We start from the raw sequence: 23,696 nt of genomic DNA, 5'->3' as shown, positions 1-23,696 counted from the left end.
GTCGCGGCGGGCAGGGCGGCCGAGTGGCGCGACGAGCGGTGGGCGGCGCCGGCGACCAGGCCGGCACCGGCGTAGGTCAGCGGGCTGAGCCCGAGCGCACCGGTGCCGGGCGGGACGAGGTCGACGAGCCAGCCGGCCGCGAGACCGAGCAGCAGCCCGGTGGTGCGACCGCCGCGCAGCCCCCGGCCACGACGAACGGCACCAGCAGGTCGGGCTGCACCGGGCCGAGCCGCGGCAGCACGACAGCCGCGAGCAGCGCGGCGAGCACCAGCAGCGCGGCCTGCACCGTGGCCAGCCGTGACGGCAGCCGCAGCGTCACGACGACCCCGTCCCGGTCGCCGCCGGCCGCGGCCCGTCGGCGGGCGCGGGCTGCACGACGCCCACCACGTCGAGGCTCCCCACGTCGACCGCCGGCTCGACCCGGGCGGTGCGCCCCAGCTGCCCGCGGTCGGGGTCGACGCCGACGACCCGGCCGATCACGACGTCACGCACGTACGGCCGGTCGTCGACGCTGCCGAGCGTGCGCACCTGGTCGCCCGTGCGCACGTCGCCGAGCTCGACCAGCGTGAGCGTCACCTCCCCGGCCGCCGCGCCGGCACCGCCGGCCCGGGCGTCGCCGCGACCGACCCGATGGCGCGGCTGCGCGTCACCCGGGCACCCACGACGGCGCCGGGCGAGGTCACCAGCTCCACGTCGGCGCTGGTCGGGCGCACGGTGACGGTGCGGCCCACGAGGCCCTGCGTCGCGATCACCGTCTGATGAGCCCGTATGCCGTCGCGGGACCCCGCGTCGATCGTCACCAGCTGGCGCTCCCCGGCAGCGGTCGCCGGGGTGAAGCCCACGACCCGCGCCGGGACCACCCGCCGGTCGGCCGCCGCGGACGAGCCGAGCAGGTCGCCGAGCCCGCGGCGCAGCTGCTCGTCGTCGCCGCGCCGGGCCAGGGCCCGCCGCGCCTCGTCGCGCTGCCGGCGCAGCCGGTCGGCCTCGTTGTCGGCGGGCAGGGTGAGCCGCTCCTGCACCGGCGTCACGGCCCGGGCGACGGCGGAGCGCACGGGGTCGGTGACCGCGGGCGCCGCGGTGTCGACCGCGAGGGCGGCGAGCGAGGCCACCACTCCGCCGACGACCAGGCGCCGCCGGGTGCGCGGGGTCAGGGCCATGGGTCAGTACCGCTTGGAGTCGACGAGCACCCGCTGCAGCTCGGCGAAGTCCTCGACGCAGCGGCCCGCGCCGAGGGCGACCGAGCGCTGCGGGTCGTCGGTGACCCGCACCGGCACACCGAGCTCGTGGCCCATCCGCTCGGCCAGGCCGCGCAGCTGGGCGCCGCCACCGGTCAGCACGATGCCGCTGTCGAGCACGTCGCCGGCGAGCTCGGGCGGGCACACGTCGAGGGTGGCGCGCACCAGCTCGCAGATCTGCAGCAGCGGTCCCTCGATGGCCCGCCGCACCTCCTGGGAGGTGATGGTGACCGTCTTGGGCAGGCCGCTGATCAGGTCGCGGCCGCGCACCCGCATCGACAGCTCCTCGCGCATCGGGAACGCCGAGCCGACGGTGGTCTTGATGTCCTCGGCGCTGCGCTCGCCGAGCAGCAGGGCGTACTCGCTCTTGACGTGCGACACGATCGCCTCGTCGATCTCGTCGCCGCCGATGCGCACCGAGCGGGCGTTGACGATGCCGCCGAGGCTGAGCACCGCGACGTCGCTGGTGCCGCCGCCCACGTCGACCACCATGCAGCCGGCCGCCGCCTCGACGGGCAGCTCGGCGCCGAGCGCGGCCGCCATCGCCTCCTCGACGACGTAGACCTTGCGGGCACCCGCCCGCGTCGCGGCGTCCTCCAGGGCCCGGCGCTCGACGCCGGTCACCTCGCTCGGCACGCACACGACCATGCGCGGGCGCACGAGCCGCGACGGGCGTACCTGCGCGATGAAGTAGCGCAGCATCCGCTCGGCCGTCTCGGCGTCGTCGATCACGCCGTCGCGCAGCGGGCGCACGACGTGCACGTGCCCGGGCGTGCGGCCGAGCATCTCCTTGGCGCGGCTCCCGGCGGCCAGCAACCGCCCGGTGCCGACCTCGAGCGCCACGACCGACGGCTCGTCGAGCACGACGCCCTTGCCGCGCTCGTAGATGAGGGTGTTGGCGGTGCCGAGATCGATCGCCAGGTCCCGCCCGGTGAAGCTCGCTGTGCCCGCCACCCGGCGATGGTAACGGCGTGGCCGCGCTGCGGCGGGCAGGCGGGGGTGCACGGGAGCTCGACCGCGCGCACTGGCACGCTAGGGGATGAGCCGCGCCCCGAAGGCCGACCGAGAAAGCTCCCGCGACCGCTACGACGCCGAGGTGGCGGCGTACGTCTCAGCGGGCGGCAGCGAGTCGGTGCAGCGCGTCGTGACCGCGGTCAACGCGCTCGCCCGGCGGCTGTCGCAGTGGTACACCGACCAGCTCACCGACGTCGGCCTGAGCGCCGGCGAGTGGGGCGTCATCGCCCACCTGGCGATCGCGCCGGCGGGTCAGTCGGTCACGCCGAGCCAGCTCGCGAACGCGCTGTCCGTGGCGCCGTCGTCAATGACCCACCGGCTCGACCGGATGACCGAGCGCGAGCTGGTGACGCGCACCCCCGACGAGGAGAACCGCACCCGCGTGCTGGTCGCGCTCACCGAGGAGGGCTGGCAGGTCTTCCGCCGGGTCATCCGCGGCAGCGACGTCATGGAGAGCAACGTGCTCGACCGGCTCAGCCGCGACCAGCAGGCTCAGCTCGCCTCGCTGCTGGAGCTCGCGATCGCCGGGCTCGACGACGCGATGGCCGAGCGCGCGGAGCCCGCGCAGGCGGGCTGAGCCCGAGCGGACGTACGTCGGGGGCGGGGCTCGCAAGCCCGCTCGCCGCTCAGGCCTCGGGGAACCAGATCCCGATCTCGCGCGCGGCCGACTCGGGCGAGTCGGACCCGTGCACGATGTTCTGCTGCACCTTCAGGCCCCAGTCACGGCCGAGGTCGCCGCGGATGGAGCCGGGCGCGGCCTCGGTCGGGTTGGTGGCGCCGGCGAGCGAGCGGAAGCCGGGGATGCAGCCCTGGCCCTCGATGATCGCGAACGTCGCCGGGCCGGAGGACATGAACTCCACCAGCGGCTCGTAGAACGGCTTGCCCTCGTGCTCGGCGTAGTGCTGGGCCAGGCGCTCACGGTCGGGGGTCATCACCTGCAGCGCGACCAGGGTGTAGCCCTTGGCCTCGATGCGCCGCAGCACCTCCCCGGTGAGTCCACGGCGGTAGCCGTCGGGCTTGACGATGACGAGGGAACGCTCGATCTGCTCGGTCACGGCGCCAACTGTATCCAGGGGTGCAGATCAGACCGGCGGGGCTGCCGCGTCGACCACGCCGAACGCCAGCAGCGCGAAGATCACCAGCGCCAGCACGATGCGATAGATCACGAACGGCTTGAAGTCGTGGGTGGAGATGTAGCGCATCAGCCACGCGATCACGGCGTAGCCGATGACGAACGCCAGCACCGTCGCCACCAGGATCTGGCCCCACGGCGGGTTGGGGTCGGTCTCGGAGATCGTCGCGACCTTGAACAGCCCGGACGCCAGCACGGCCGGGATGGCCAGCAGGAAGGAGTAGCGGGCGGCGGCCTCACGGGTGAAGCCCATGAACAGACCACCGGCGATGGTGCCGCCGGAGCGGGAGACGCCGGGGATCAGCGCGAGCGCCTGCCAGAAACCGAAGGCCACACCGGTCTTCACGTCGAGGCGGTCCAGCTCCTTGCGCTGCTTGGCGGTGGAGTCGGCGACGGCGATGACCAGCGCGAACAGCAGCAGCATCGACGCGGTGATCCACATGTTGCGCAGCGTGGAGTCGATGGCGTCCTGGAACAGCAGGCCGAGCAGGCCGATCGGGATGGTGCCGATGATGACCAGCCAGCCCATCCGGGCGTCGGGGTCGTTGCGGTCGGTCCGCCCGACCAGCGACAGCGACCACTGCTTGATGATCCGCACGATGTCGTGCCGGAAGTAGACCAGCACCGCGGCCTCGGTGCCGAGCTGGTTGATCGCCGTGAACGCCGAGCCACCGCCGTCGTTGCCGAAGAACAACCGGGCGACGAGCAGCTGGTGCGCCGACGAGGAGATCGGGAGGAACTCGGTGAGTCCTTGGACGATGCCGAGGACGACGGCCTCCAGCCAGCTCATGCAGTACTCCTGTCAGAGGGGTGTGACGTCGGGTGAGCTCGTCCATCTTGTGCCCCTGGAACAGGGCGGTCACCCACAGGGCGAGAAAGATCAGAGCGACGAACAGCATGGCAGGCACCACGAACGAGCTCGCGAGGGTGGCTGCCTGCAGCAGCCAGCCGAGCGTCACGCCGTACGGCCGGCGCTGCATCCCGGCCACCGCGACGCACAGCATCGCGAGGCCCAGCCCCACGAGCAGGTACGCCGTCGCGGGCTCCCCTCCTGGGTGCGGCTCATCCCCCACGCGGACAGCGCTCCGAAGAACAGCGCGAACGCCTGACCGGCGAGCACGACGGCGGCGAGCCGCCGCGTCATCTTCTCGCCGACGCCGACCAGGCGCAGCCGACCGATCACGCGTCGGCCCCGCGCTCGGGGTCGGCCCCGAGCAGCATCCGCACCTCGGCCGCGGTGACCACCGACCCGGTCGCCAGCACACCGCCGCCGACGCCGCCCTCGTCGGCGAGCTCGGCGGCCCGGTCCAGCGCGTCGGGCAGGTCGCGCACGACCGTGACCCGGTCCTCGCCGAAGATCTCCTCGGCCTCGCGGCCGAGCACCTGCGGGTCGAGCGCCCGCGGCGAGGTCGTGCGGCTGACCACCACGTGGTCGAGCACCGGCTCGAGGATCTCGAGCATGGCCCCGGCGTCCTTGTCCTGCAGCACCGCGAGCACACCGACCAGCCGGTTGAAGGTGAACGAGTCGTTGATCGCGTCGCGCAGGGCTCGTGCGCCCGCCGGGTTGTGCGCGGCGTCGACCAGCACCGTCGGCGACCGCCGCACGATCTCCAGACGCCCGGGCGAGGTCACCGCCTCCAGGCCGGCGCGCAGCACCTCGTCGTCGAGCGGCTGCTCTCCCCCGCCGAGGAAGGCCTCGACCGCCGCGACGGCCAGGGCCGCGTTGTGCGCCTGGTGCTCGCCGAACAGCGGCAGGAACAGGTCGGGATACGTCGCCGCGAGCCCCTGCACCGTGATCTGCTGGCCGCCCACGGCCGGCTCGCGCTCGGTGACGCCGAACTCCCGGTCCTCCCGGCGTACGACCGCGGCGACCTCCTCGGCGCGCTCCAGGACGAGCTCCTCGACCTCGGGCTCCTGCCGCGCCACGACGGCGATGCTGCCGGGCTTGATGATGCCCCGCTTCTCGGTCGCGATGAGCTCGAGAGAGTCACCGAGCAGCCGCTCGTGGTCGATCGCGACCGGCGTGATGACCGCGACGGCGGCGTCCGCCACGTTGGTGGCGTCCCAGACCCCACCGAGGCCGACCTCGACGATCGCGACGTCGATCGGGGCGTCGGCGAACGCGGCGTAGGCCACCACCACCAGCACCTCGAAGTACGTCATCCGCGGGCCGCCGTCGGCGACCGACTCCGCGTCGACCATCTCGATGAACGGGAGCACGTCATCCCATGTGTCGATGAACCGTTCGCGGCTGATCGCGTTGCCGTTCAACGAGATTCGCTCGCGCATGTCGTGCAGGTGCGGGCTGGTGAACCGGCCGGTCGACAGGCCGGTCTCGCGCAGCACCTGCTCGATGATGCGCGCCGTCGTGGTCTTGCCGTTCGTGCCGGTGAGGTGCACCAGCGGGAAGCTGCGCTGCGGGTCGCCGAGCAGCTCCATGCAGCGGGCCACCCGGTGCAGCGTCGGCTCGGGGTTGCTCTCCGGCGTGCGGGCGAGGATGGCCTCCTCGATCTCGCGCATCCGCTGACGCAGCTCAAGCTGGCGCGCCGCCTCCTGCTGGGCGGCGTCGGGGCGGGGGTCATGCGGTCGCGTCCTCCGGTGTGATGGGGCGGCGGGCCACGATGCTGTCGGGCAGACCCGACCCACCGTGCTCTTCCTCGACCTCGGTGAAGCCGTGGTGACGATAGAACGCTGCGGCCTGGTCGTTGCCCTTGAGGTAGGACAGCCACAGCTCGTCGTAGCCGTCGGCGGCCGCCTTGTGCACCGCGGCGCGCATCAGCGCGCCGCCGACACCGGCCCCCTGGTGCTCGGGCAGCACGTACAGCTTCCACATCCACAGCTTGTGGTCGTTCATCCCGACGCTGCTCATCCCGACGACCTCGCCACGGAGCTCGGCCACGCTCACCCGCCCCTGCCGGATCGCCGGGATCGTCGCCTCCTGCGTCCACCACTTCGCCAGGCCCATCGCGACGTAGTCCTCCCCCGCGATCGGCCCGAACGTCACCGGCCAGGTGCGCCGCCCGATGTCGACGACGGCGACCAGATCGTCCCCGTCCGCCCGGCGTACGACAACGTCCGGCTCTGCGCGCTCCTCGCCGCTCATGCCTTCTGTCGCGCTCGGTCGCACTCCGCTCCGGCCGCCGGCTCGTTCCTCGCCGCCAACCTGCGCTGCGCGCTCCTCGCCGCTCGCACTCTCTGTCGCGCTCGGTCGCACTCCGCTCCGGCCGCCGGCTCGTTCCTCGCCGCCAACCTGCGCTGCGCGCTCCTCGCCGCTCATGAGCCCACCTTGCTGATCGCGATCGTCACCTTCCGGCCGTCGCCCAGCGCCGTGGTCACACCCTCGAGCTGGTGGCCCTCGCCGCCGGCGCCGAACTGCACCGCGAGCGTCTCGGTCATGATCAGCGCCTGGTGGGTCACCGCGGCCTGCCACACCTCGTCGTCGCCGACCAGGCTGAGCGAGATGCGGTCGCCCACGCTGAGCCCGGCGCCGCGGCGCGCATCCTGCACGGCGCGCACGATGTCTCGCGCCAGACCCTCGCGGGCCAGCTCCTCGGTGACCCGGGTGTCGAGCACGACGAACCCGCCGCCGGGCAGCATCTGCACCGCGCGTCCCGCGCTCGCCTGCTCCCCCACGACCGTCTCGAGGGTGAACTCGCCGGGCTCGAGCGTCAGCCCGCCGGAGGTCACCACGCCCTCGGCGTCGACCGCCCAGTCGCCGGACTTGGAGCCCTTGATGGCCTGCTGCACGTCCTTGCCGAGCCGCGGGCCGGCCGCGCGCGCGTTGACGGTCAGCCGCTGCTGCACCCCGAACTCGTCGGCGTCGGGGTCGTTGACGTCGAGCAACCGCACCTGACGCACGTTCACCTCGTCGGCGATGAGGTCCGAGAACGGCTGCAACGCAACGGGATCCGTCGTCACCACCGTCAGGTCGGCGAGCGGCAGACGCACCCGCAGGCGCTCCGCCTTGCGCAGCGCGAGGGTGGCCGAGCAGACCGCGCGAACCTGGTCCATCGCCGCGACCAGCTCGGCGTCGGCCGGCAGGTCGGTGGCCTCGGGCCACTCGGTCAGGTGCACCGACCGTGCGCCGGTCAGCCCGCGCCAGATCTGCTCGGTGGTGAACGGCAGCAGCGGCGCCGCGACCCGGCTCAGCACCTCCAGCACGGTGTAGAGCGTGTCGAAGGCGCCCTCCGCCGCGCCGTCGCCGCCCGTCGACCAGAACCGCTCGCGGGAGCGACGGATGTACCAGTTCGTGAGCACCTCGACGAAGCCCTGCACGCTGTCGCACGCGCCGGCGATGTCGTACCGGTCGAGCCGGCCCTCGACGTCGACGACGAGGTCACGAAGCTTGGCGAGGACGTACCGGTCGAGCGGATCGGTCGAACGGGTCGACCAGTTCGCCTCGTATCCCTCGGCGTTGGCGTACAGGCTGAAGAAGTACCAGCTGCTCCACAGCGGGATCACGACCTGGCGCACGCCCTGCCGGATGCCCTCCTCGGTCACGGCCAGGTTGCCGCCGCGCAGGATCGGGCTCTGCATGAGGAACCAGCGCATCGCGTCGGCGCCGTCGCGCTGGAAGACCTCCGACACGTCGGGGTAGTTGCGCAGCGACTTGCTCATCTTCTGCCCGTCCGAGCCCAGCACGATGCCGTGACAGATCACCGAGCCGAACGCCGGCTTGTCGAACAGCGCCGCCGCGAGCACGTGCAGCGTGTAGAACCAGCCGCGGGTCTGCCCGATGTACTCGACGATGAAGTCGGCCGGGAAGTGGTGCTCGAACCAGTCGGCGTTCTCGAACGGGTAGTGCACCTGGCCGTAGGGCATCGACCCGGAGTCGAACCACACGTCGAGCACGTCCTCGACGCGGCGCATGGTCGCCTTCCCCGACGGATCGTCGGGGTTGGGCCAGGTCAGCTCGTCGACGTACGGCCGGTGCAGGTTCGGCTCGCCGTCCTCGCCGCGCGGCAGGCGGCCGAAGTCGCGCTCCAGCTCGGCGAACGAGCCGTAGACGTCGACCCGCGGGAAGGCCGGGTCGTCGGACACCCACACGGGAACAGGGCTGCCCCAGAAGCGGTTTCGCGTGATCGACCAGTCGCGGGCGTTCTCCAGCCAGCGTCCGAACTGCCCTTCCTTGACGTTGTCGGGCACCCAGGTGATCTCCTGGTTGGTGCGCAGCATCGCGTCCTTGATCCGGGTGACCGCGACGAACCAGGAGCTGACGCCCTTGTAGATCAACGGGTTCCGGCACCGCCAGCAGTGCGGGTAGGAGTGGTCGTAGCTCTCCCGCTTGAGCAGCACCGTGCCGGGCGTGACCGACCCCGCCGGCTCGCCCTTGGTGGCGGCCTTGAGGTGGTCGATGATGTGCAGGTTGGCGTCGAACACCTGCATGCCTTCGTACTCCACGACCGGCTCGGTGAACCGCCCGTCGGGCCCGACCGGCATCACGGCCTCGATGCCCTCGCGGTTGGTCACGACGAGGTCGTCCTCACCGAACGCGCCCGCGGTGTGCACCAGACCCGTTCCGTCGGTGGTCGTGACGAAGTCGCCGTCGACGACGCGGAAGGCGTTCTCGCGCCCGGCGTAGTAGGAGAACGGCGGGTCGTAGTGCGTGCCCATGAGCTCAGCGCCCTTGAGCCGCTTGACGACCCGGCCGGACCAGTCGGCCTTCGGGTCGCCGAACAGCTCGCGGGCGTACGCCGGCACGCGCGACTCCGCGAGGACGTACCGCTCGGTGGTGCCGGTCGGCAGGTCCGACTCCACGACGACGTAGTCGATGTCGGGGCCGACGACGATCGCGAGGTTGCTCGGCAGGGTCCACGGGGTCGTGGTCCAGATCAGCAGCAGCGCCCCCGCGAGGTCGCCGTCGGTCGCGCGCAGCCCGACGGTGACCGCCGGGTCCTGCCGCATCTGGTAGACGTCCTCGTCCATCCGCAGCTCGTGGTTGGACAGCGGGGTCTCGTCGTTCCAGCAGTAGGGCAGGACGCGGAAGCCCTCGTAGACCAGGCCCTTGTCGTAGAGGCTCTTGAACACCCACAGCACCGACTCCATGAAGTCGGGGTTGAGCGTCTTGTAGTCGTTCTCGAAGTCGACCCAGCGCCCCATCCGCCGGACGTAGGCCTCCCACTCCTGGGTGTAGCGCAGCACCGACTCGCGGGCGGCCGCGTTGAACCGGTCGACGCCCATCTCGAGGATCTCGTCCTTGGTCTTCAGGCCGAGCTGGCGCATCGCCTCGAGCTCGGCCGGCAGCCCGTGGGTGTCCCAGCCGAAGCGGCGCTCGACCCGCTTGCCGCGCATCGTCATGTAGCGCGGGATGAGGTCCTTGACGTAGCCGGTCAGCAGGTGGCCGTAGTGCGGCAGCCCGTTGGCGAAGGGCGGGCCGTCGTAGAAGACGAACTCGTTGTCCCCGTCGGTGCCGGCGGCGCGCTGCTCGACCGAGGCGCGGAAGGTGTCGTCGCGGTCCCAGTAGTCCAGGACGCCCTGCTCGATGCGCGGCAGGTCAGGGGTCTGCGGCACGCCATGGGCGCGCTCGTCTCCTGCGCTGGTGTCGACCTGGGGGTAGGGCATCGGTGGCTTCCTGTCTCGTGCCTGCCACGAGGACGGTGCCCCCGCTCCGGGATGCACCGCGGTACCACCTCGCTTGCCGCTCGCGCGACCGCTCGATCGTGAGCTGTGACGGGCTCGTCCCGTCCGGGTCTAGTGAGTGCTGACGCACCGTTCTTCCGGAGGCTCGCCGCTGATGACGGCTCAGGCGCCTGTGCCCTGATTCTACGCGCCGGACGCCACCGCGGCGCCACCCGGTTATGCCCCAGCCGTCATGGCCCAGCCGGCGTGCATCTGGACAGGACGAACGCGATCGGCACCCCCGCATCGCGCGCAACGGCGCCGGCAGGCGGGGCTTCGTCCTGTCCGAATGTACGAATGCCCCGGGTCGTCGGAGGCAAGATGACTCCATGACCACCACCGCAGCCGTCCCGCTGCCCGCCCTGCCCGACGGCCGGGTGGTCACCGACCCCGACGTCGCGACGTCGTACGCCACCGACGCCTCGCTCGGCTCCGCCGCACCCGAGGAGTTCGTGGTGGTGCGCGCCCGCGACCGCGACGACGTGGTGGCGGTGCTGGAGCACGCGCAGGCGCACCGCATCCCGGTCGTGCCGCAGGGCGCCCGGACGTCGCTGTGCGGCGCCGCGAGCGCGCTCGAGGGCAGCATCGTGCTCAACGTCGAGGCGCTGAAGGCGCTGGAGATCAACACCGCCGAGAAGTACGCCGTCGTCGGCCCCGGCGTGATCAACGCCGACCTGAAGCGGGCAGCTGCGGCCGAGGGGCTGTACTACCCGCCCGACCCGGCGTCGGGCCCGATGAGCACCATCGGCGGCAACGTCGCCACCAACGCCGGCGGCCTGTGCTGCGTGAAGTACGGCGTCACCGGCGACTACGTGCGCGGCCTGGAGGTGGTGCTCGCCGGCGGCGAGGTCGTCCGCACCGGGCACCGCACCGCCAAGGGCGTCGCCGGCCTCGACCTGACCGGGCTGTTCGTCGGGTCCGAGGGGCAGCTCGGGGTCGTGACCGAGGTGGTGGCGCGGCTGGTGCCGGCGCCCGACCCGGCGCTCACCGTGCTCGCGACGTTCGACTCGCTCGACGACGCCACGCGCGCGATGGTGCAGCTGCGGGCCGAGCGCAACGGCCCCAACCTGATCGAGGTGCTCGACCGCACGTCGCTGCAGGCGATCCAGGCGATGGAGGACTTCGGCTTCCCGGAGGAGGCCGAGGCGGTGCTGCTCGTCCAGTCCGACCAGCCTGGTCACGCCGGCGAGGACGTACAGCGGTATGCCGAGCTGCTCGAGGCCTGCGGCGCCGGAGAGGTCGCCGTCGCCGACGACGCGCAGGAGGCCGACGCGCTCATGGCCGGCCGCCGGGCGCTCGCCCCGGCGCTGGAGCTGAAGGGGCCGCACTTCATCGAGGACGTCTGCGTGCCGGTGACGCGGCTCGGCGACCTGATCGCCACCGCACGCGACATCTGCGCGCGGCGCGACGTGCCGATCGTGCTGTCCGGGCACGGCGGCGACGGCAACCTGCACCCGTGCCTGTTCTTCACCGAGGGCGACGACAGCCGCGAGGTCGCCGAGGAGGCGTTCGCCGAGATCGTGCGCACCGCGCTCGACATGGGCGGCACCGTCACCGGCGAGCACGGGGTCGGGTCGCTCAAGCGCCGCTGGCTGCCGCAGGAGCTCGGCGAGACCGAGATGGCCCGGCAGCGGGCGATCAAGCAGCTGTTCGACCCGCTGGGCATCCTCAACCCCGGCCGCCCGTACTGATCCCTTTGGGCTCAGCTCCTCCTCCGCGAGCCGCTGGTACTGATCCCTTTGGGCTCAGCTCCTCCTCCGCGAGCCGCTCGTACTGATCCCTTTGGGCTCAGCTCCTCCTCCGCGAGCCGCTCGCTTCGGTCGCGCCTCGCGGCATCGTCGCCGAGCCGGCCGTGCGCCCTCCCTCAGGCCGCGAGAACCCGCTCGTGGATCAGCTTCAGGTGGGTGGGGCCGTCGCCCTTGGCCAGCGTGTCGGGGCTGACCGTGCCGCCGAGCGCCAGGATCGGCTCGAAGTAGTACAGCTCCCCCTCGGCGAGCGGGCCGAGCTTGGCTCGGGCGCCGCCGCGCGGCCCCTCCAGGTCCGACACGTGCGACTGCGGCGAGGGCAGGTGCTGGTTGAAGAACGCCACCAGGTCGTCGCCGACCACGGTGTTGGTCTGGAAGTGCGGGTCGAGGCACTGGATCCGCTCGCGGCCGCCCTGGTTGTCGTAGTGGTAGACGTGCCCGAAGCTCGTCACCGCGATCGGGAACGACGTGACGTCCTCGCCGAGCCAGGTCTGCAGGACGTCGATCCACTCGCCCGGGTCGACGACGGCGAGCCGCTGCTCGCCGTAGAAGCCGATGCCGTACGTCCGCCACAGCTCGACGAGCGCGGCCGGCGCCTTGCCCTCGGCGTAGCGCAGGAACTCCTCGCCCGGGACCTCGGTGCCCTGGTCGGGGGCGTACTGCTGGACGAAGGCCGCGAGCTGGCCGCCGGAGGCCCGCCGCGCTGCGCGGGCTGCTCGCCCCACCCGCCCTGCTGCTGGCCGTATGCCGGCTGCGGCTGGTAGCTGCCCGGCTGGCCGTAGCCACCCTGGGCGGGCGCGTAGCCCGGCTGCTGCCCCTGCTGGGGGTATCCGCCGAACTGGTCGCTCATGGTTCCTCCTGCGCGCTGCACGCCGATGGTCGTCGATGCCGAGGTAAGACGGTACTCGACGGGTGCGAAACCCGGTTCGGTCCGCCCCGCCACGTCTGGGACCATGACGCCTATGACTGCGACCCCCGAACCGCGCTCCGCGCGGGTCCCCGACAAGCCGACCGTCGACGGGCTCGAGGACAAGTGGGGACAGGTATGGCACGACGAGGGCACCTACCGCTTCGACCGCGAGCGGGCGCTGTCGCTGCCGCGCGAGCAGGTGTTCGCGATCGACACTCCCCCGCCGACCGCGAGCGGCAGCCTGCACGTGGGTCACGTCTACTCCTACACGCACACCGACTGCCTCGCCCGCTACATGCGCATGCGCGGCAAGGAGGTGTTCTACCCGATCGGCTGGGACGACAACGGCCTGCCGACCGAGCGCCGCGTGCAGAACTACTACGGCGTGCGCGGCGACAACAGCCAGCCGTACGTCCGTGACTACTCCCCGCCGCAGCGCGGCGGAGAGGGCAGGTCCAGCAAGGCGTCCGCGCAGCAGCCGATCTCGCGCGCGAACTTCGTGGAGCTGTGCGAGGAGCTGACCGAGGCGGACGAGGTCTCGTTCGAGTCGCTCTTCCGCACGCTCGGCGCGTCCGTGGACTTCACCCAGACCTACCGCACGGTCGACGACCGCTCCCGCGCGGTGTCGCAGCAGGCGTTCCTGCGCAACGTGCGCCGCGGCGAGGCCTACCAGGCCGACGCGCCGGGGCTGTGGGACGTCACGTTCCAGACGGCCGTCGCGCAGGCCGAGCTCGAGGCCCGCGACTACCCCGGCGCGTTCCACACGCTGACCTTCCACCGCCCCGGCGGCGAGGTCGTCGAGATCGAGACCACCCGCCCCGAGCTGGTCGTCTCGTGCGTCGCGCTGATCGCTCACCCCGACGACGAGCGATACCAGTCGTTGTTCGGATCCACTGTGACCACACCGCTGTTCGGCGTCGAGGTGCCGGTGCTCGCGCACCCCGCGGCGGAGCCCGACAAGGGCAAGGGCATCGCCATGTGCTGCACCTTCGGCGACCTGACCGACGTGATGTGGTGGCGCGAGCTGCAGCTGCCGACCCGCTCGGTCATCACCCGCAACGGGCGGTTCCAGGAGGAGACGCCCGAGTGGATCGCCGGTGGCCCCGGCGCCGGTCTGTACGCCGACCAGCTCGCCACCAAGACGGTGCACTCCGCGCGCGAGGGCACGGTGCAGGCGCTGCGCGAGTCGGGCGACCTGGTCGGCGACCCCAGGCCGACCCAGCGCAAGGCGAACTTCTTCGAGAAGGGCGACAAGCCGCTCGAGATCGTCACCAGCCGCCAGTGGTACATCAAGAACGGCGGCCGCGACGAGCAGCTGCGCGAGCAGCTCATCGCGCGCGGTGACGACATCGACTTCCACCCCTCGTTCATGCGCAGCCGCTACGCCAACTGGATCGCCGGCCTGAACGGCGACTGGTTGATCTCGCGGCAGCGGTTCTTCGGCGTGCCCTTCCCGGTCTGGTACCCCCTCGACGCCGAGGGCGAGCCCGACCACGAGAACCCGATCTTCGCGGCCGAGGAGTCGCTGCCGGTCGACCCGACCACCGACGTGCCGGAGGGTTACACCGCCGAGCAGCGAGGCGTACCAGGCGGATTCGTCGCCGACCCCGACGTGATGGACACCTGGGCGACCTCGTCGCTGACGCCGCAGATCGTGAGCGGCTGGGAGCTCGCGAGCGACGCGGGCGAGCGCAACGACCCCGAGCTGTTCGCGAAGATCTTCCCGATGGACCTGCGCCCGCAGGGCCACGACATCATCCGCACCTGGCTGTTCGCGACGGTGGTGCGCAGCAGCTTCGAGCACGGCACGGTGCCGTGGACCGGCGCCGCGATCAGCGGCTGGATCCTCGACCCCGACCGCAAGAAGATGTCGAAGTCCAAGGGCAACGCCGAGACCCCCGAGGACGTCATCCGCCAGTTCGGCGCCGACGCCGTGCGCTACTGGGCGGCCTCGGGCCGGCTCGGCATGGACGCGGCCTACGACACCGGCCAGATGAAGGTCGGCCGTCGCCTGGCGATGAAGGTGCTCAACGCGAGCAAGTTCGCGCTGACCATGGGCGAGGTCGAGGGCGACCTGCGCGCGCAGATCACCCACCCGCTGGACCGGTCGGTGATCGCCGGTCTGCGCCAGGTCGTCGACGACGCGACCCGCAGCTACGAGACGTGGGACTACACCCGCAGCCTGGAGCTGACCGAGACGTTCTTCTGGACGTTCTGCGACGACTACATCGAGCTGGTCAAGGACCGCGCCTACGGCGGGCAGGGCGACGAGGCGGCCGCGAGCGCGCGGGCGACGCTGCGCCTGGCGCTCGGGGTGCTGCTGCGGCTGCTCGCGCCGTTCCTGCCCTACTCCACCGAGGAGGTCTGGTCGTGGTGGCAGGAGGGGTCGGTCCACCGGCAGTCGTGGCCCACGACCGACGAGCTGGACCACGAGGGTGACCCGGCGCTGCTCGACACCGTCGGCCGGGCGCTGGCCGGGGTGCGCCGGGCCAAGTCCGATGCCAAGCTCGGCATGCGCGCGGAGGTGTCCTCGATGACGCTCGCCGCCCCCGACGCCGAGCTGGAGCTGGTGCGCGCGGCCGAGGCCGACCTGCGCGCCGCCGGCAAGATCGTCGGGCTCGACTACGCCACCGGCGACGAGCTGGCCATCCGCGACGCCGAGCTCGTCCCGCCCCCGCCCAAGCAGCCGACGGCCTGACCCCGCCCCCGCCGACGACGGCGGCCCACCTATTACGTGGTCCGCCGTCGTACGACCTGTGCCGCCGTCGTTCGATGCCGGGCGGGTGGACGATGCCGGGCGACTACTCCGTCTCGCTCCCCTGCACCGACTTGCGCTGGCGTCCGGCCGACTTCTTCGCCTTGGCGACCGGGCCCTTCTTCTTGTGCTTCTCGATGAACTCCTCGGGGTCCTTGTCCACCGGCGCCTCGCCGGTCGCCCCCTTGATCGCCTCGTAGCGCAGGAACTTCACCGCGATCTCGTGCCGCAGCTCCAGGCTCGCCTGCTGCCGGAAGTCGGCGAGGTCCTGCCGCTCCTCCTCGGCCATGTGCGTGCTGTTGGCGACGTTGCAGTCGGTCACCGCCGTCCACCACGCCTTCGACCCGGTCTTGGCCCGGCGCGCGCGCCGGATCGCCTTGCGGATGTTGTTGTGGTCGTGGACCGCGTCCTCGGCTTCCTCCTCGACGTCGGGCGCATCGCCCGCACCGGTGCCGAGCTTGAGCAGCTCCGGGTAGAAGTAGCGCTCCTCCGCCTCGGCGTGGTTCTCCAGCAGGATCGCCAGCCGCCCCCACACCGCGGCGAGGCCGTCGGTGTCGTCGCGCGGCCACTCCTCGAGCAGGGCGAACGCGTGCCGCTGCTCGTCGTGCTGGCGCTGGATCTCCTCGGTGATGTCCACGAATCCTCCTGTGTCTGGGCTGGGGCCCCCACATCCCACCCGCACGTACGCCCCACGCACCACCCCTTGCGGGTGCGGCCGGTCCGTGGCGGGGTGCGCAGTTGCACGCCTCGGCCGCCGCGCGCGGTTAGAGTCGCTCGTCATGGGGGAACGGCTGCGCGGGGTGTCGACGCGCAGCACGGTCGTCGCCGCGGCCGCCGCGCTCGTCATCGTCGCGCTGATGCTCGCGACCACCCACGGAGCCCCCGTCGTGCAACCGGCCTCCAGCGACCGGGCGCTCCCGAGCGCGACCCTGCAACCGCCGACCGCGACCTCGACGGCGCCGACCGCGTCGGTCAGCCCGACCGCGGCGTCCGGGCCCCCGATGGCCTGGATGGGGATGGCGCTCACCGGGGTCGTGGCCGTCGTCGCCGTCTTCCTGCTGCTCCTGCTGACCGCAGCCGTCGTCCGGGTGCTGCGCAGCCGCCGTCGCGCGCCGGAGTCGACGCCGGTGGAGCCCCCGCCCAGCCTGCCCGAGCAGCTGCACCGCGACGCCGCGAGCCACTTCGCCGCGCTGCGCGAGGGCGAGCCGCGCGAGGCGATCGTGCGCGCGTGGGTCACCCTGCAGCAGTCGGTCGCGGCGGCTGGGGTGACCCGGCGCCCCTCGGAGACCTCGTCGGAGCTGACCGTCCGCGTGCTCGACGACCTCGCGGTCGACCCCGACGCGCTGCGCACGATCGCCGGGCTCTACCGCGAGGCGCGCTTCTCGCAGCACCCGCTCACCAACGCCGACCGCGAGCGCGCCGAGGTCGCCCTGCGCCGGGTCCACGCGACTCTGCCCGTCGCCGCGCGGGAGCCGTCGTGATCACCCGGCGCATGCAGTGGCGCAACCGGGTGCTCACGCTGCTGGTCACCTGGGTGGCGCTCACCGCGCTGCTCGCGTGGCTGTACACCTCCCCGTCGTGGCCGGGCGTGCTGCTGTCGCTCACCGTGCTGTTCGCGCTGGTGTGGCTGCTGGGCGACCTCGGCGACGACGAGATCGCCCGGCCCGACTGGCGCGGTTGGCATCCCGCGCCCACCCGCACCCGCACCGAGTGGCAGGTCACGGGCACCCGCCGGCTCGTCGAGATGGCCGGCCAGCAGCCCACGGACGGCTCGCCGAGCCGGCCGGCCGCCGCCCAGGTGCAGGACCTGCTGCGCCGTGCGGTGGCGCAGCGCGCCGGCCCCGAGTCGTGGCGCGAGCCCTCGTCGCTGCCCGGCGACCTGGCCGCCTACCTGCGCGCCGACCCCGCCCCGATCGTCCCGCCCGACCGCCTGCACACCCTGCTCACCAGGATCGAGGACCTGTGAACACACCAGACATCGCCAGCACCAGTCGTACGGCCGGAGCAGTGCTCGACCAGGTCGAGCAGGTGGTCGTGGGCAAGCGACGCCCGCTCGAGCTGGTGCTCGCGACCATCCTGGCCGGCGGGCACGTGCTGCTCGAGGACTTCCCCGGCCTGGGCAAGACCCTCGCCGCGCGCTCCATCGCCCAGACGCTCGGGCTGCGCTTCACCCGCGCCCAGTTCACCCCCGACCTGCTGCCCGCGGACCTGACCGGGTCGTACGTCTTCGACCAGTCGCGCCGCGAGTTCGACTTCCGCGAGGGTCCGCTGTTCACCGGGCTGCTGCTCGCCGACGAGATCAACCGCACCCCGCCGAAGACGCAGTCGGCACTGCTCGAGGCGATGCAGGAGCGGCAGGTCACCGTCGAGGGCACCACCTTCCCGCTCCCGCGGCCGTTCCACGTCGTCGCGACCGCGAATCCCGTTGAGTACGAAGGGACTTACCCCTCCCCGAGGCGCAGCTCGACCGGTTCCTCACGAGGGTGTCGTTCGGCTACCCGACGCTCGAGGAGGAGTCCGACGTGCTGCGCCGGCGGGTGCGGCGCCGCCAGGAGGAGACCGCGCTGCCGGCGCTGCTCGACGCCGAGCAGCTGCTGGCGCTGCAGCGCACCGTCGAGCAGGTCGACGTCGAGCCGACGGTCATCGACTACTGCGTGCGGCTCGCCGCGGCCACCCGTGAGCACCCGCTGCTGCAGCTGGGATCCTCGCCGCGCGGCTCGCTCGCCCTGATGCTCATGGCCCGGGCGATCGCGGTGCTGCGCGGCCGCGACTACGTCGTGCCCGAAGACGTCAAGGCCGTCGCCGTGCCGGTGCTGGCCCACCGGGTGAGCCTGCGGCCGGAGCTGTGGATGAGCGAGCACACCACGACCTCCGCGATCCGCGGGCTGGTCGGCGAGGTGCCCGCGCCGCCGACCGTCGACGCAGGTGAAGCGTCGGCATGAGCCAGACGGGGCCGCTCGGCTACCGACGTGACGTCACGGCGTCGCGCACGGCGATCCAGCGCTGGCGTCCGACCCCGACGCTGCTGCAGGCGCTGGCGACGGCGGTGCTGGCCGGCGCGGCCGCTGCCCTGACCCGACGGGTCGACCTGCTCGTGCTGGGCACCCCGTTCGTCGTCGTGCTCGCGTGGTCGCTGGCCACCCGCCCCACCCGCGCGCCCCGGCTGACCGTCGAGCTGCAGCCGGCCGTGCTGCACGAGGGCGGGTCGACGCGCTGGTCGATGGAGCTGACCGACGTGGGCGACGCCGACCAGGTGGTCACCACCGTCGAGGGCCGACGGTTCCTCGACACCGACCCGCCGTTCGGCGAGATCGTCACGCCGGTGGACGGTGACACGGCGCGGCAGGACATCACCGTCCGCGCGCTGCGGTGGGGCGCTCAGCGCCTCGGTGGCACCGCGGTGACCGCCGTATCTCCTTGGAACGCTTATCGATTCGGCCCCATCGACGTGACGCCGCCCACCCTGCAGGTGACGCCAGGTGCGCTGCTGTTCGACCTCGACGCCACGACGCCGCACCCACAGGGTCTCGTCGGGCAGAACCGCAGTCGGCGCCGCGGCGACGGGAGCGAGTTCGCCGACATCCGGCCGTTCCAGGCGGGCGACCGGCTGCGGCGCATCCACTGGCCGGTGTCGGCGCGCACCGGTGAGCTGCACGTGCGCACGACCTATGCCGAGGAGGACGCCGAGGTCCACCTGGTGCTCGACGCCTCGGCCGACGTCGGCACCAGCGAGGGCGTCGACGGCGCGGCCAGCTCGCTCGACCGGGGCGTGCGGGCCGCGGCGGCGCTCGCCCAGCACCTGCTGCGCCGCGGCGAACGGGTCGAGCTGACCGTGCACGCACCCGACCCGCTGCACGTCCCGCTCGGGGTGGGCCTGCGCCAGCACCGCCGCATCCTGGACACGCTCAGCCGGGTGCACGTCGACGTGGCCGGGCTCGGCAGACGTACCCGCCGGCCGCGTCCGTTGCGCGCGGGGCCCGGCGCGCTCGTCATCGTGCTCACGCCGCTCGTCGACGAGGAGCACACCGGCTTCGTGCTGCGGCTGGCCGCGCACGGGCACAGCGTGATCGTGGTCGACTGCCTGCCTCCGGACGCCCGCATCGGCCGCTCCGACGACCCGCTGGTCGGTCTCGCCTGGCGGCTGCGGCAGCTGGAGCGCGGGCTGGAGATCGACCGGATCCGCCGGCTCGGGCTGCCCGTCGTGCCGTGGCGCGGACCCGGCTCGCTCGACCAGGTGCTGCGCCAGCTGAGCGCCCGTCCCCGCCCGCGGGTGAGGGCCCGATGAGGTGGGCCGAGCAGGTCGCCGACCGGCTGCGCACCGCCCACCGGAGCGCGCTGCTGCTCGAGGCCTGGCTGCTGCTGGCCGGGACCGTCTTCCTGGCCCTGCTCACCGTGGCCGGTTCCCCCTCGTGGTACGCCCTCGCCTGGCTCGCCCTGTTCGGTGTGGTCCTGGTGCTGCCCGCCAGCATGCCCGCGCAGCTGCTGGTGCCGGCCTCGCCCCTGGTCTGGTGGTTCGCCCAGCCCGACCCGCTGTCTGCCTGGAGCATCCCGGCGGCGTGCGCGCTGCTGGTGATCTTCGCGGTGCAGGCGCTGCTCAACGCCGCTCCCGACGGCCCGCCGCCGGCGCCGGTGGTGCTGCGGCGCTACGTGCGCCGGGTAGCCCTGGTCGCGATCACCCCCGCCGCCGTCTGGCTGCTCACCCGCGGCCTCGCGGTGGGTGACCTGCGTCTGGAGGCGTTCACCGTCCTCGGCCTCGCCGCCGTAGCCGCCACGACCCTGGCCCTCCCCCGCCTGGTCCGCGCCGACCCACCCCCAGAGACCCCCGCTCCCAAGGTGGTCGAGCGCTAGCGGAGGCCGCATCGAGACCAGGTCCCCCACCACGGTGGTCGAGTAGGGCGAGCCGCTGGGCGAGGCCGTATCGAGACCAGGTCACCCAACCACGCCGGTCGAGTAGGCCGGAGCGCTAGCGCAGGCCGTATCGAGACCAAGTCACCTCTGATCTGTGGTGACCGAACGGCGCCGGGAGGCGTGAGTACGCCTGTGGTGACGTCGGATTCGCGAGTCGCCGACGGCGTACGGCACCAGAGTGGTCGCGGACGGGGAGGGTCCTGATCCGGCCCCACGATCTCGACACGACCCCGCGTTGTTGACACATAGTGCTGCTACAGCACGCATTCCTGTCAACAACGCCAGTCCGTGTCAACAACGTCCGGCTCTGTCAGCAACGTCACCACCGCGAGCCGCCAGACCGGGCCAACCAGGCACCCGCTCCCGCGTCCCGGCGCCTGTTCGGTGACCGAGGACCGTGGTGACGGGTCTCGATACGGCCTCCGCTTCGCTCCGGCCTACTCGACCACCTTGGGGGTGTCTCGTCCCTCGCGCTACTCAGGGCGACGCTCGCCCAGCTGGGGAAGCCCGCACGAACCACCTGGGGTCAGGCGGATTCCTTGCGCTGCGTACGCTTCCGGGCCGGCGGCTGCTCGCGGCGCACGATCGTGGGGTTGACGTTGTCGAGCACGACTTCGCGGGTCACCACCACCCGGGCGATGTCGTCGTCGCTCGGGACGTCGAACATCACCGGGAGGAGGACCTCCTCCATGATCGCGCGCAGGCCGCGGGCGCCGGTGCCGCGCAGCATCGCCTGCTCGGCGACGGCGCCGACCGCGTCTTCGGTGAACTCCAGCTCGACGCCGTCGATCTCGAACATCTTCTCGTACTGCTTGACCAGGGCGTTGCGCGGCTCGGTGAGGATCGAGACCAGGCCCTCGCGGTCGAGCGGCGCGACGGTCGTGATGACCGGGAGCCGGCCGATGAACTCGGGGATCAGCCCGAACTTCATCAGGTCCTCGGGCAGCACGTCGTCGAAGTGCTCGGCGGCCTCCTTGGCGGCGCGCAGCTCGGAGCCGAAGCCCAGACCCTGCTTGCCGGAGCGCTGCTCGATGAGCTTCTCCAGACCCGCGAACGCGCCACCCACGATGAACAGCACGTTGGTGGTGTCGATCTGGATGAACTCCTGGTGCGGGTGCTTGCGCCCGCCCTGCGGCGGCACCGAGGCCGTGGTGCCCTCGAGGATCTTCAGCAGCGCCTGCTGCACGCCCTCGCCGGACACGTCGCGGGTGATCGAGGGGTTCTCGCTCTTGCGGGCGACCTTGTCGATCTCGTCGATGTAGATGATCCCGGTCTCGGCCTTCTTCACGTCGAAGTCGGCCGCCTGGATCAGCTTGAGCAGGATGTTCTCGACGTCCTCACCGACATAGCCGGCCTCGGTGAGCGCGGTGGCGTCGGCGATCGCGAACGGCACGTTGAGCATCTTCGCCAGCGTCTGCGCCAGGTAGGTCTTGCCGCAGCCGGTGGGGCCGATCAGCAGGATGTTGGACTTGGCGATCTCGATCGACTCGGCATCCTTCTTCGCCGGCTTCTCGGCGGCCTGGATGCGCTTGTAGTGGTTGTAGACCGCCACGGCCAGGGCGCGCTTGGCGATGTCCTGGCCGACGACGTACTGCTCGAGGAACTCGTAGATCTCGCGCGGCTTGCGCAGGTGGTCCAGCCCCAGCTCGGAGGACTCGGCGAGCTCCTCCTCGATGATCTCGTTGCACAGGTCGATGCACTCGTCGCAGATGTAGACCCCGGGGCCGGCGATGAGCTTCTTGACCTGCTTCTGCGACTTGCCGCAGAAGGAGCACTTCAGCAGGTCGCCGCCGTCTCCGATGCGTGACATGTGCGTCGTCCTCCTGAAGTACGAGTGTGGTGCCGTGCTCGTGCTGTGCTTGCTCGTGCTGCCTGGCTGGCTGCTACCCCGATGTGGGGAAGCCCGGTCGCCACGAGAGCGACCGGACTCCCATTGAAACCCATCACACCCGGCGTGCTCCACGCCGCGCCAGGCGTGTCCGCTACGAGCGGAATCAGTCCTCGAAGGATGCCTTGCGGCTGGTGAGCACCTGGTCGACGAGGCCGTACTCCTTGGCCTGCTCGGCCGTGAGGATCTTGTCGCGCTCGATGTCCTGCTCGACCTGCTCCTTGGTGCGGCCGGTGTGCTGAGCCAGGGTCTCCTCGAGCCACTCGCGCATGCGGAAGATCTCGTTGGCCTGGATCTCGACGTCGGACGCCTGACCGCCCGCACCCTCCATCGCCGGCTGGTGGATGAGGATGCGCGAGTTCGGCAGGGCGAACCGCTTGCCGGGCGCGCCGGCACCGAGCAGCACCGCGGCCGCGGAGGCGGCCTGCCCGACGACGAACGTCTGCACGTCGGGGCGGATGTACTGCATGGTGTCGTAGATCGCGGTCAGCGCCGTGAACGAACCGCCCGGGCTGTTGATGTACATCAGGATGTCGCGGTCGGGGTCCTGGCTCTCCAGCACGATCAGCTGGGCGATGATGTCGTCGGCCGAGGCGTCGTCGACCTGCACCCCGAGGAAGATGATCCGGTCCTCGAACAGCTTGGTGTAGGGGTCGGTCCGCTTCATGCCGTAGGAGGTGCGCTCCTCGAACTGCGGCAGGATGTAGCGACTCGTCGGCTGCGGGCCGCGATAGCGACCTTCGGCGTGGTCGTACAGGTTGGTCATGTCGTTCCTCACTTGCGGACGTCGTCGGCGTCGACGTCGTCGGTGGCGTCGGTGCGGTCGGTGGAGCGCTCGAAGACGTGGTCGACGAAGCCGTACTCCTTGGCCTCGGTCGCGCTGAACCACCGGTCACGGTCGGAGTCGGCCTCGATCTGCTCGATCGACTGACCCGTGTGCTCGGCGATGAGCTCGGCCATCTGCTTCTTGATGAACAGCAGCTGCTCGGCCTGGGTCTTGACGTCGGACGCCGTGCCCTGGATGCCACCCAGCGGCTGGTGCATCATGATCCGCGCGTGCGGCGTGGCGTAGCGCTTGCCGGGGGCGCCGGCCGACAGCAGGAACTGGCCCATGCTGGCCGCGAGACCCATGGCCACGGTCGCCACGTCGTTGGGCACCCACTGCATCGTGTCGAAGATCGCCATGCCGGCGGTGACCGACCCACCCGGGCTGTTGATGTAGAGCCAGATGTCCTTCTCGGGGTCCTCCGCCGCCAGGAGAAGCAGCTGCGCGCAGATCGCGTTGGCGTTGTCGTCGCGCACGTCGGAGCCCAGGAAGATGATGCGTTCCTTGAGCAGGCGGTTGTAGATCTGGTCGTCCAGCCCCGCGACCGGGCGCTGGGTCTCCATCGATGTCACTGCGTCTCCATCTCCTCGTGCCGCCGTCCCTGGCGGCTCAGGTGACCTCTTCACCGGACCCTAACGTCACGGCTGCGCGCGAAACTCCCGGCC

22 protein-coding genes and 2 pseudogenes are annotated in these 23,696 nt (G+C 71.9%); 8 read left to right on the top strand and 16 right to left on the bottom strand.

The features are described from left to right. Positions 1–76: 76 nt before the first annotated feature. Genes QUE40_RS05305 through QUE40_RS05290 form a run of 4 tightly spaced genes read right to left on the bottom strand, consistent with a single transcriptional unit; the run spans position 77 to position 2,189 of the window. Positions 77–319, bottom strand: coding sequence for a hypothetical protein (locus tag QUE40_RS05305; RefSeq protein WP_289232514.1), 243 nt, complete (start codon positions 317–319; stop codon positions 77–79). Then, positions 316–576: a rod shape-determining protein MreC gene (locus tag QUE40_RS05300; protein ID WP_289232513.1), complete on the bottom strand. Its 261-nt coding sequence runs from the start codon at positions 574–576 to the stop codon at positions 316–318. Before QUE40_RS05300 ends, QUE40_RS05305 begins: the two co-directional genes overlap by 4 nt. Further along, positions 573–1,157, bottom strand: coding sequence for a rod shape-determining protein MreC (gene mreC / locus QUE40_RS05295; RefSeq protein WP_289232512.1), 585 nt, complete (start codon positions 1,155–1,157; stop codon positions 573–575). Before mreC ends, QUE40_RS05300 begins: the two co-directional genes overlap by 4 nt. Positions 1,158–1,160: 3 nt before the next feature. After that, a complete protein-coding gene (locus QUE40_RS05290; RefSeq protein ID WP_142004707.1) occupies positions 1,161–2,189 on the bottom strand; it encodes a rod shape-determining protein in 1,029 nt (342 codons plus the stop codon). A gap of 85 nt (positions 2,190–2,274) precedes the next feature. Between QUE40_RS05290 and QUE40_RS05285 the strand changes: the two genes are divergently transcribed. After that, positions 2,275–2,826 (top strand): MarR family winged helix-turn-helix transcriptional regulator, encoded by a 552-nt coding sequence (locus QUE40_RS05285; protein ID WP_142004706.1) that lies wholly within the window; start codon positions 2,275–2,277, stop codon positions 2,824–2,826. Positions 2,827–2,875: 49 nt separating this feature from the next. Here QUE40_RS05285 and ndk read toward each other — a convergent pair whose 3' ends face one another. From ndk to ileS, 7 genes and pseudogenes are all read right to left on the bottom strand, one after another. Continuing rightward, the gene (ndk, locus tag QUE40_RS05280) at positions 2,876–3,304 is read right to left on the bottom strand and encodes a nucleoside-diphosphate kinase (protein WP_289232511.1); all 429 of its coding nucleotides are present in this window, start codon (positions 3,302–3,304) and stop codon (positions 2,876–2,878) included. Between the two features lie 27 nt (positions 3,305–3,331). Further along, positions 3,332–4,171: an undecaprenyl-diphosphate phosphatase gene (locus QUE40_RS05275; RefSeq protein ID WP_142004704.1), complete on the bottom strand. Its 840-nt coding sequence runs from the start codon at positions 4,169–4,171 to the stop codon at positions 3,332–3,334. A 94-nt stretch (positions 4,172–4,265) separates the two neighbouring features. Continuing rightward, a pseudogene (locus QUE40_RS05270) lies at positions 4,266–4,361 on the bottom strand (DUF4233 domain-containing protein); the annotation flags it as partial. Continuing rightward, positions 4,337–4,564, bottom strand: a complete 228-nt coding sequence (locus tag QUE40_RS05265; protein ID WP_289232510.1) for a hypothetical protein — start codon at positions 4,562–4,564, stop codon at positions 4,337–4,339. The pseudogene QUE40_RS05270 and the gene QUE40_RS05265, both read right to left, overlap by 25 nt. Beyond that, entirely contained in the window at positions 4,561–5,901 is a 1,341-nt protein-coding gene (locus QUE40_RS05260; RefSeq protein WP_289232509.1) for a bifunctional folylpolyglutamate synthase/dihydrofolate synthase, read from the bottom strand. Before QUE40_RS05260 ends, QUE40_RS05265 begins: the two co-directional genes overlap by 4 nt. A gap of 58 nt (positions 5,902–5,959) precedes the next feature. Then, positions 5,960–6,484: a GNAT family N-acetyltransferase gene (locus tag QUE40_RS05255; RefSeq protein WP_289232508.1), complete on the bottom strand. Its 525-nt coding sequence runs from the start codon at positions 6,482–6,484 to the stop codon at positions 5,960–5,962. Positions 6,485–6,654: 170 nt separating this feature from the next. Continuing rightward, positions 6,655–9,942, bottom strand: a complete 3,288-nt coding sequence (gene ileS, locus QUE40_RS05250) for an isoleucine--tRNA ligase (RefSeq protein WP_289232507.1) — start codon at positions 9,940–9,942, stop codon at positions 6,655–6,657. 386 nt (positions 9,943–10,328) lie between these two features. Between ileS and QUE40_RS05245 the strand changes: the two genes are divergently transcribed. Beyond that, a complete protein-coding gene (locus QUE40_RS05245) occupies positions 10,329–11,690 on the top strand; it encodes an FAD-binding oxidoreductase (RefSeq protein ID WP_289232506.1) in 1,362 nt (453 codons plus the stop codon). Between the two features lie 173 nt (positions 11,691–11,863). Here the strand turns inward: QUE40_RS05245 and QUE40_RS05240 are convergent, their stop codons facing one another. Beyond that, entirely contained in the window at positions 11,864–12,469 is a 606-nt protein-coding gene (locus tag QUE40_RS05240; protein WP_289232505.1) for a GAD-like domain-containing protein, read from the bottom strand. 237 nt (positions 12,470–12,706) lie between these two features. Between QUE40_RS05240 and valS the strand changes: the two genes are divergently transcribed. Next, a complete protein-coding gene (valS, locus tag QUE40_RS05235) occupies positions 12,707–15,352 on the top strand; it encodes a valine--tRNA ligase (RefSeq protein WP_289232504.1) in 2,646 nt (881 codons plus the stop codon). 103 nt (positions 15,353–15,455) lie between these two features. Here the strand turns inward: valS and QUE40_RS05230 are convergent, their stop codons facing one another. Next, positions 15,456–16,046, bottom strand: coding sequence for a hemerythrin domain-containing protein (locus QUE40_RS05230; protein ID WP_142004697.1), 591 nt, complete (start codon positions 16,044–16,046; stop codon positions 15,456–15,458). Positions 16,047–16,188: 142 nt separating this feature from the next. Here QUE40_RS05230 and QUE40_RS05225 point away from each other — a divergent pair, with 142 nt between their 5' ends. From QUE40_RS05225 to QUE40_RS05205, 5 genes and pseudogenes are all read left to right on the top strand, one after another. After that, positions 16,189–16,890 carry a DUF4129 domain-containing protein gene (locus tag QUE40_RS05225; protein WP_289232503.1) on the top strand — a complete coding sequence of 234 codons (702 nt, stop codon included), beginning with the start codon at positions 16,189–16,191 and terminating at the stop codon, positions 16,888–16,890. Further along, on the top strand, positions 16,887–17,375 hold the full coding sequence (locus QUE40_RS05220; RefSeq protein ID WP_142004695.1) for a hypothetical protein: 489 nt from the start codon (positions 16,887–16,889) through the stop codon (positions 17,373–17,375). The genes QUE40_RS05225 and QUE40_RS05220 overlap by 4 nt, the downstream gene beginning before the upstream one ends. Then, positions 17,372–18,351: pseudogene (locus QUE40_RS05215) on the top strand (AAA family ATPase). Before QUE40_RS05220 ends, QUE40_RS05215 begins: the two are co-directional and overlap by 4 nt. Further along, entirely contained in the window at positions 18,348–19,694 is a 1,347-nt protein-coding gene (locus QUE40_RS05210) for a DUF58 domain-containing protein (RefSeq protein ID WP_289232502.1), read from the top strand. The pseudogene QUE40_RS05215 and the gene QUE40_RS05210 overlap by 4 nt, the downstream one beginning before the upstream one ends. After that, positions 19,691–20,257: a hypothetical protein gene (locus QUE40_RS05205; RefSeq protein ID WP_289232501.1), complete on the top strand. Its 567-nt coding sequence runs from the start codon at positions 19,691–19,693 to the stop codon at positions 20,255–20,257. The genes QUE40_RS05210 and QUE40_RS05205 overlap by 4 nt, the downstream gene beginning before the upstream one ends. Positions 20,258–20,843: 586 nt before the next feature. Here QUE40_RS05205 and clpX read toward each other — a convergent pair. The 3 genes from clpX to QUE40_RS05190 form a co-directional block, all read right to left on the bottom strand. Beyond that, entirely contained in the window at positions 20,844–22,127 is a 1,284-nt protein-coding gene (gene clpX / locus QUE40_RS05200; RefSeq protein ID WP_289232500.1) for an ATP-dependent Clp protease ATP-binding subunit ClpX, read from the bottom strand. Positions 22,128–22,311: 184 nt separating this feature from the next. Next, a complete protein-coding gene (locus QUE40_RS05195; RefSeq protein ID WP_142004690.1) occupies positions 22,312–22,971 on the bottom strand; it encodes an ATP-dependent Clp protease proteolytic subunit in 660 nt (219 codons plus the stop codon). A gap of 8 nt (positions 22,972–22,979) precedes the next feature. Continuing rightward, positions 22,980–23,594 (bottom strand): ATP-dependent Clp protease proteolytic subunit, encoded by a 615-nt coding sequence (locus QUE40_RS05190; RefSeq protein ID WP_142007410.1) that lies wholly within the window; start codon positions 23,592–23,594, stop codon positions 22,980–22,982. Positions 23,595–23,696 lie beyond the last annotated feature (102 nt).

Source organism: Barrientosiimonas endolithica, assembly GCF_030296655.1.
Lineage (GTDB): Bacteria > Actinomycetota > Actinomycetes > Actinomycetales > Dermatophilaceae > Barrientosiimonas > Barrientosiimonas humi.
This window is presented reverse-complemented; position numbering and strand designations above follow the sequence as displayed.

Bases quoted from the DNA above. Each gene is read 5' to 3' on its own strand.
- QUE40_RS05190 (WP_142007410.1), bottom strand. From the start codon at position 23,594: ATGGAGACCCAGCGCCCGGTCGCGGGGCTGGACGACCAGATCTACAAC.
- mreC (WP_289232512.1), bottom strand. From the start codon at position 1,157: ATGGCCCTGACCCCGCGCACCCGGCGGCGCCTGGTCGTCGGCGGAGTG.
- QUE40_RS05255 (WP_289232508.1), bottom strand. From the start codon at position 6,484: ATGAGCGGCGAGGAGCGCGCAGAGCCGGACGTTGTCGTACGCCGGGCG.
- valS (WP_289232504.1), top strand. From the start codon at position 12,707: ATGACTGCGACCCCCGAACCGCGCTCCGCGCGGGTCCCCGACAAGCCG.
- QUE40_RS05210 (WP_289232502.1), top strand. From the start codon at position 18,348: ATGAGCCAGACGGGGCCGCTCGGCTACCGACGTGACGTCACGGCGTCG.
- ileS (WP_289232507.1), bottom strand. From the start codon at position 9,942: ATGCCCTACCCCCAGGTCGACACCAGCGCAGGAGACGAGCGCGCCCAT.
- QUE40_RS05285 (WP_142004706.1), top strand. From the start codon at position 2,275: ATGAGCCGCGCCCCGAAGGCCGACCGAGAAAGCTCCCGCGACCGCTAC.
- QUE40_RS05260 (WP_289232509.1), bottom strand. From the start codon at position 5,901: ATGCGCGAGATCGAGGAGGCCATCCTCGCCCGCACGCCGGAGAGCAAC.
- QUE40_RS05195 (WP_142004690.1), bottom strand. From the start codon at position 22,971: ATGACCAACCTGTACGACCACGCCGAAGGTCGCTATCGCGGCCCGCAG.
- clpX (WP_289232500.1), bottom strand. From the start codon at position 22,127: ATGTCACGCATCGGAGACGGCGGCGACCTGCTGAAGTGCTCCTTCTGC.
- QUE40_RS05275 (WP_142004704.1), bottom strand. From the start codon at position 4,171: ATGAGCTGGCTGGAGGCCGTCGTCCTCGGCATCGTCCAAGGACTCACC.
- QUE40_RS05205 (WP_289232501.1), top strand. From the start codon at position 19,691: ATGAGGTGGGCCGAGCAGGTCGCCGACCGGCTGCGCACCGCCCACCGG.
- QUE40_RS05245 (WP_289232506.1), top strand. From the start codon at position 10,329: ATGACCACCACCGCAGCCGTCCCGCTGCCCGCCCTGCCCGACGGCCGG.
- QUE40_RS05225 (WP_289232503.1), top strand. From the start codon at position 16,189: ATGGGGGAACGGCTGCGCGGGGTGTCGACGCGCAGCACGGTCGTCGCC.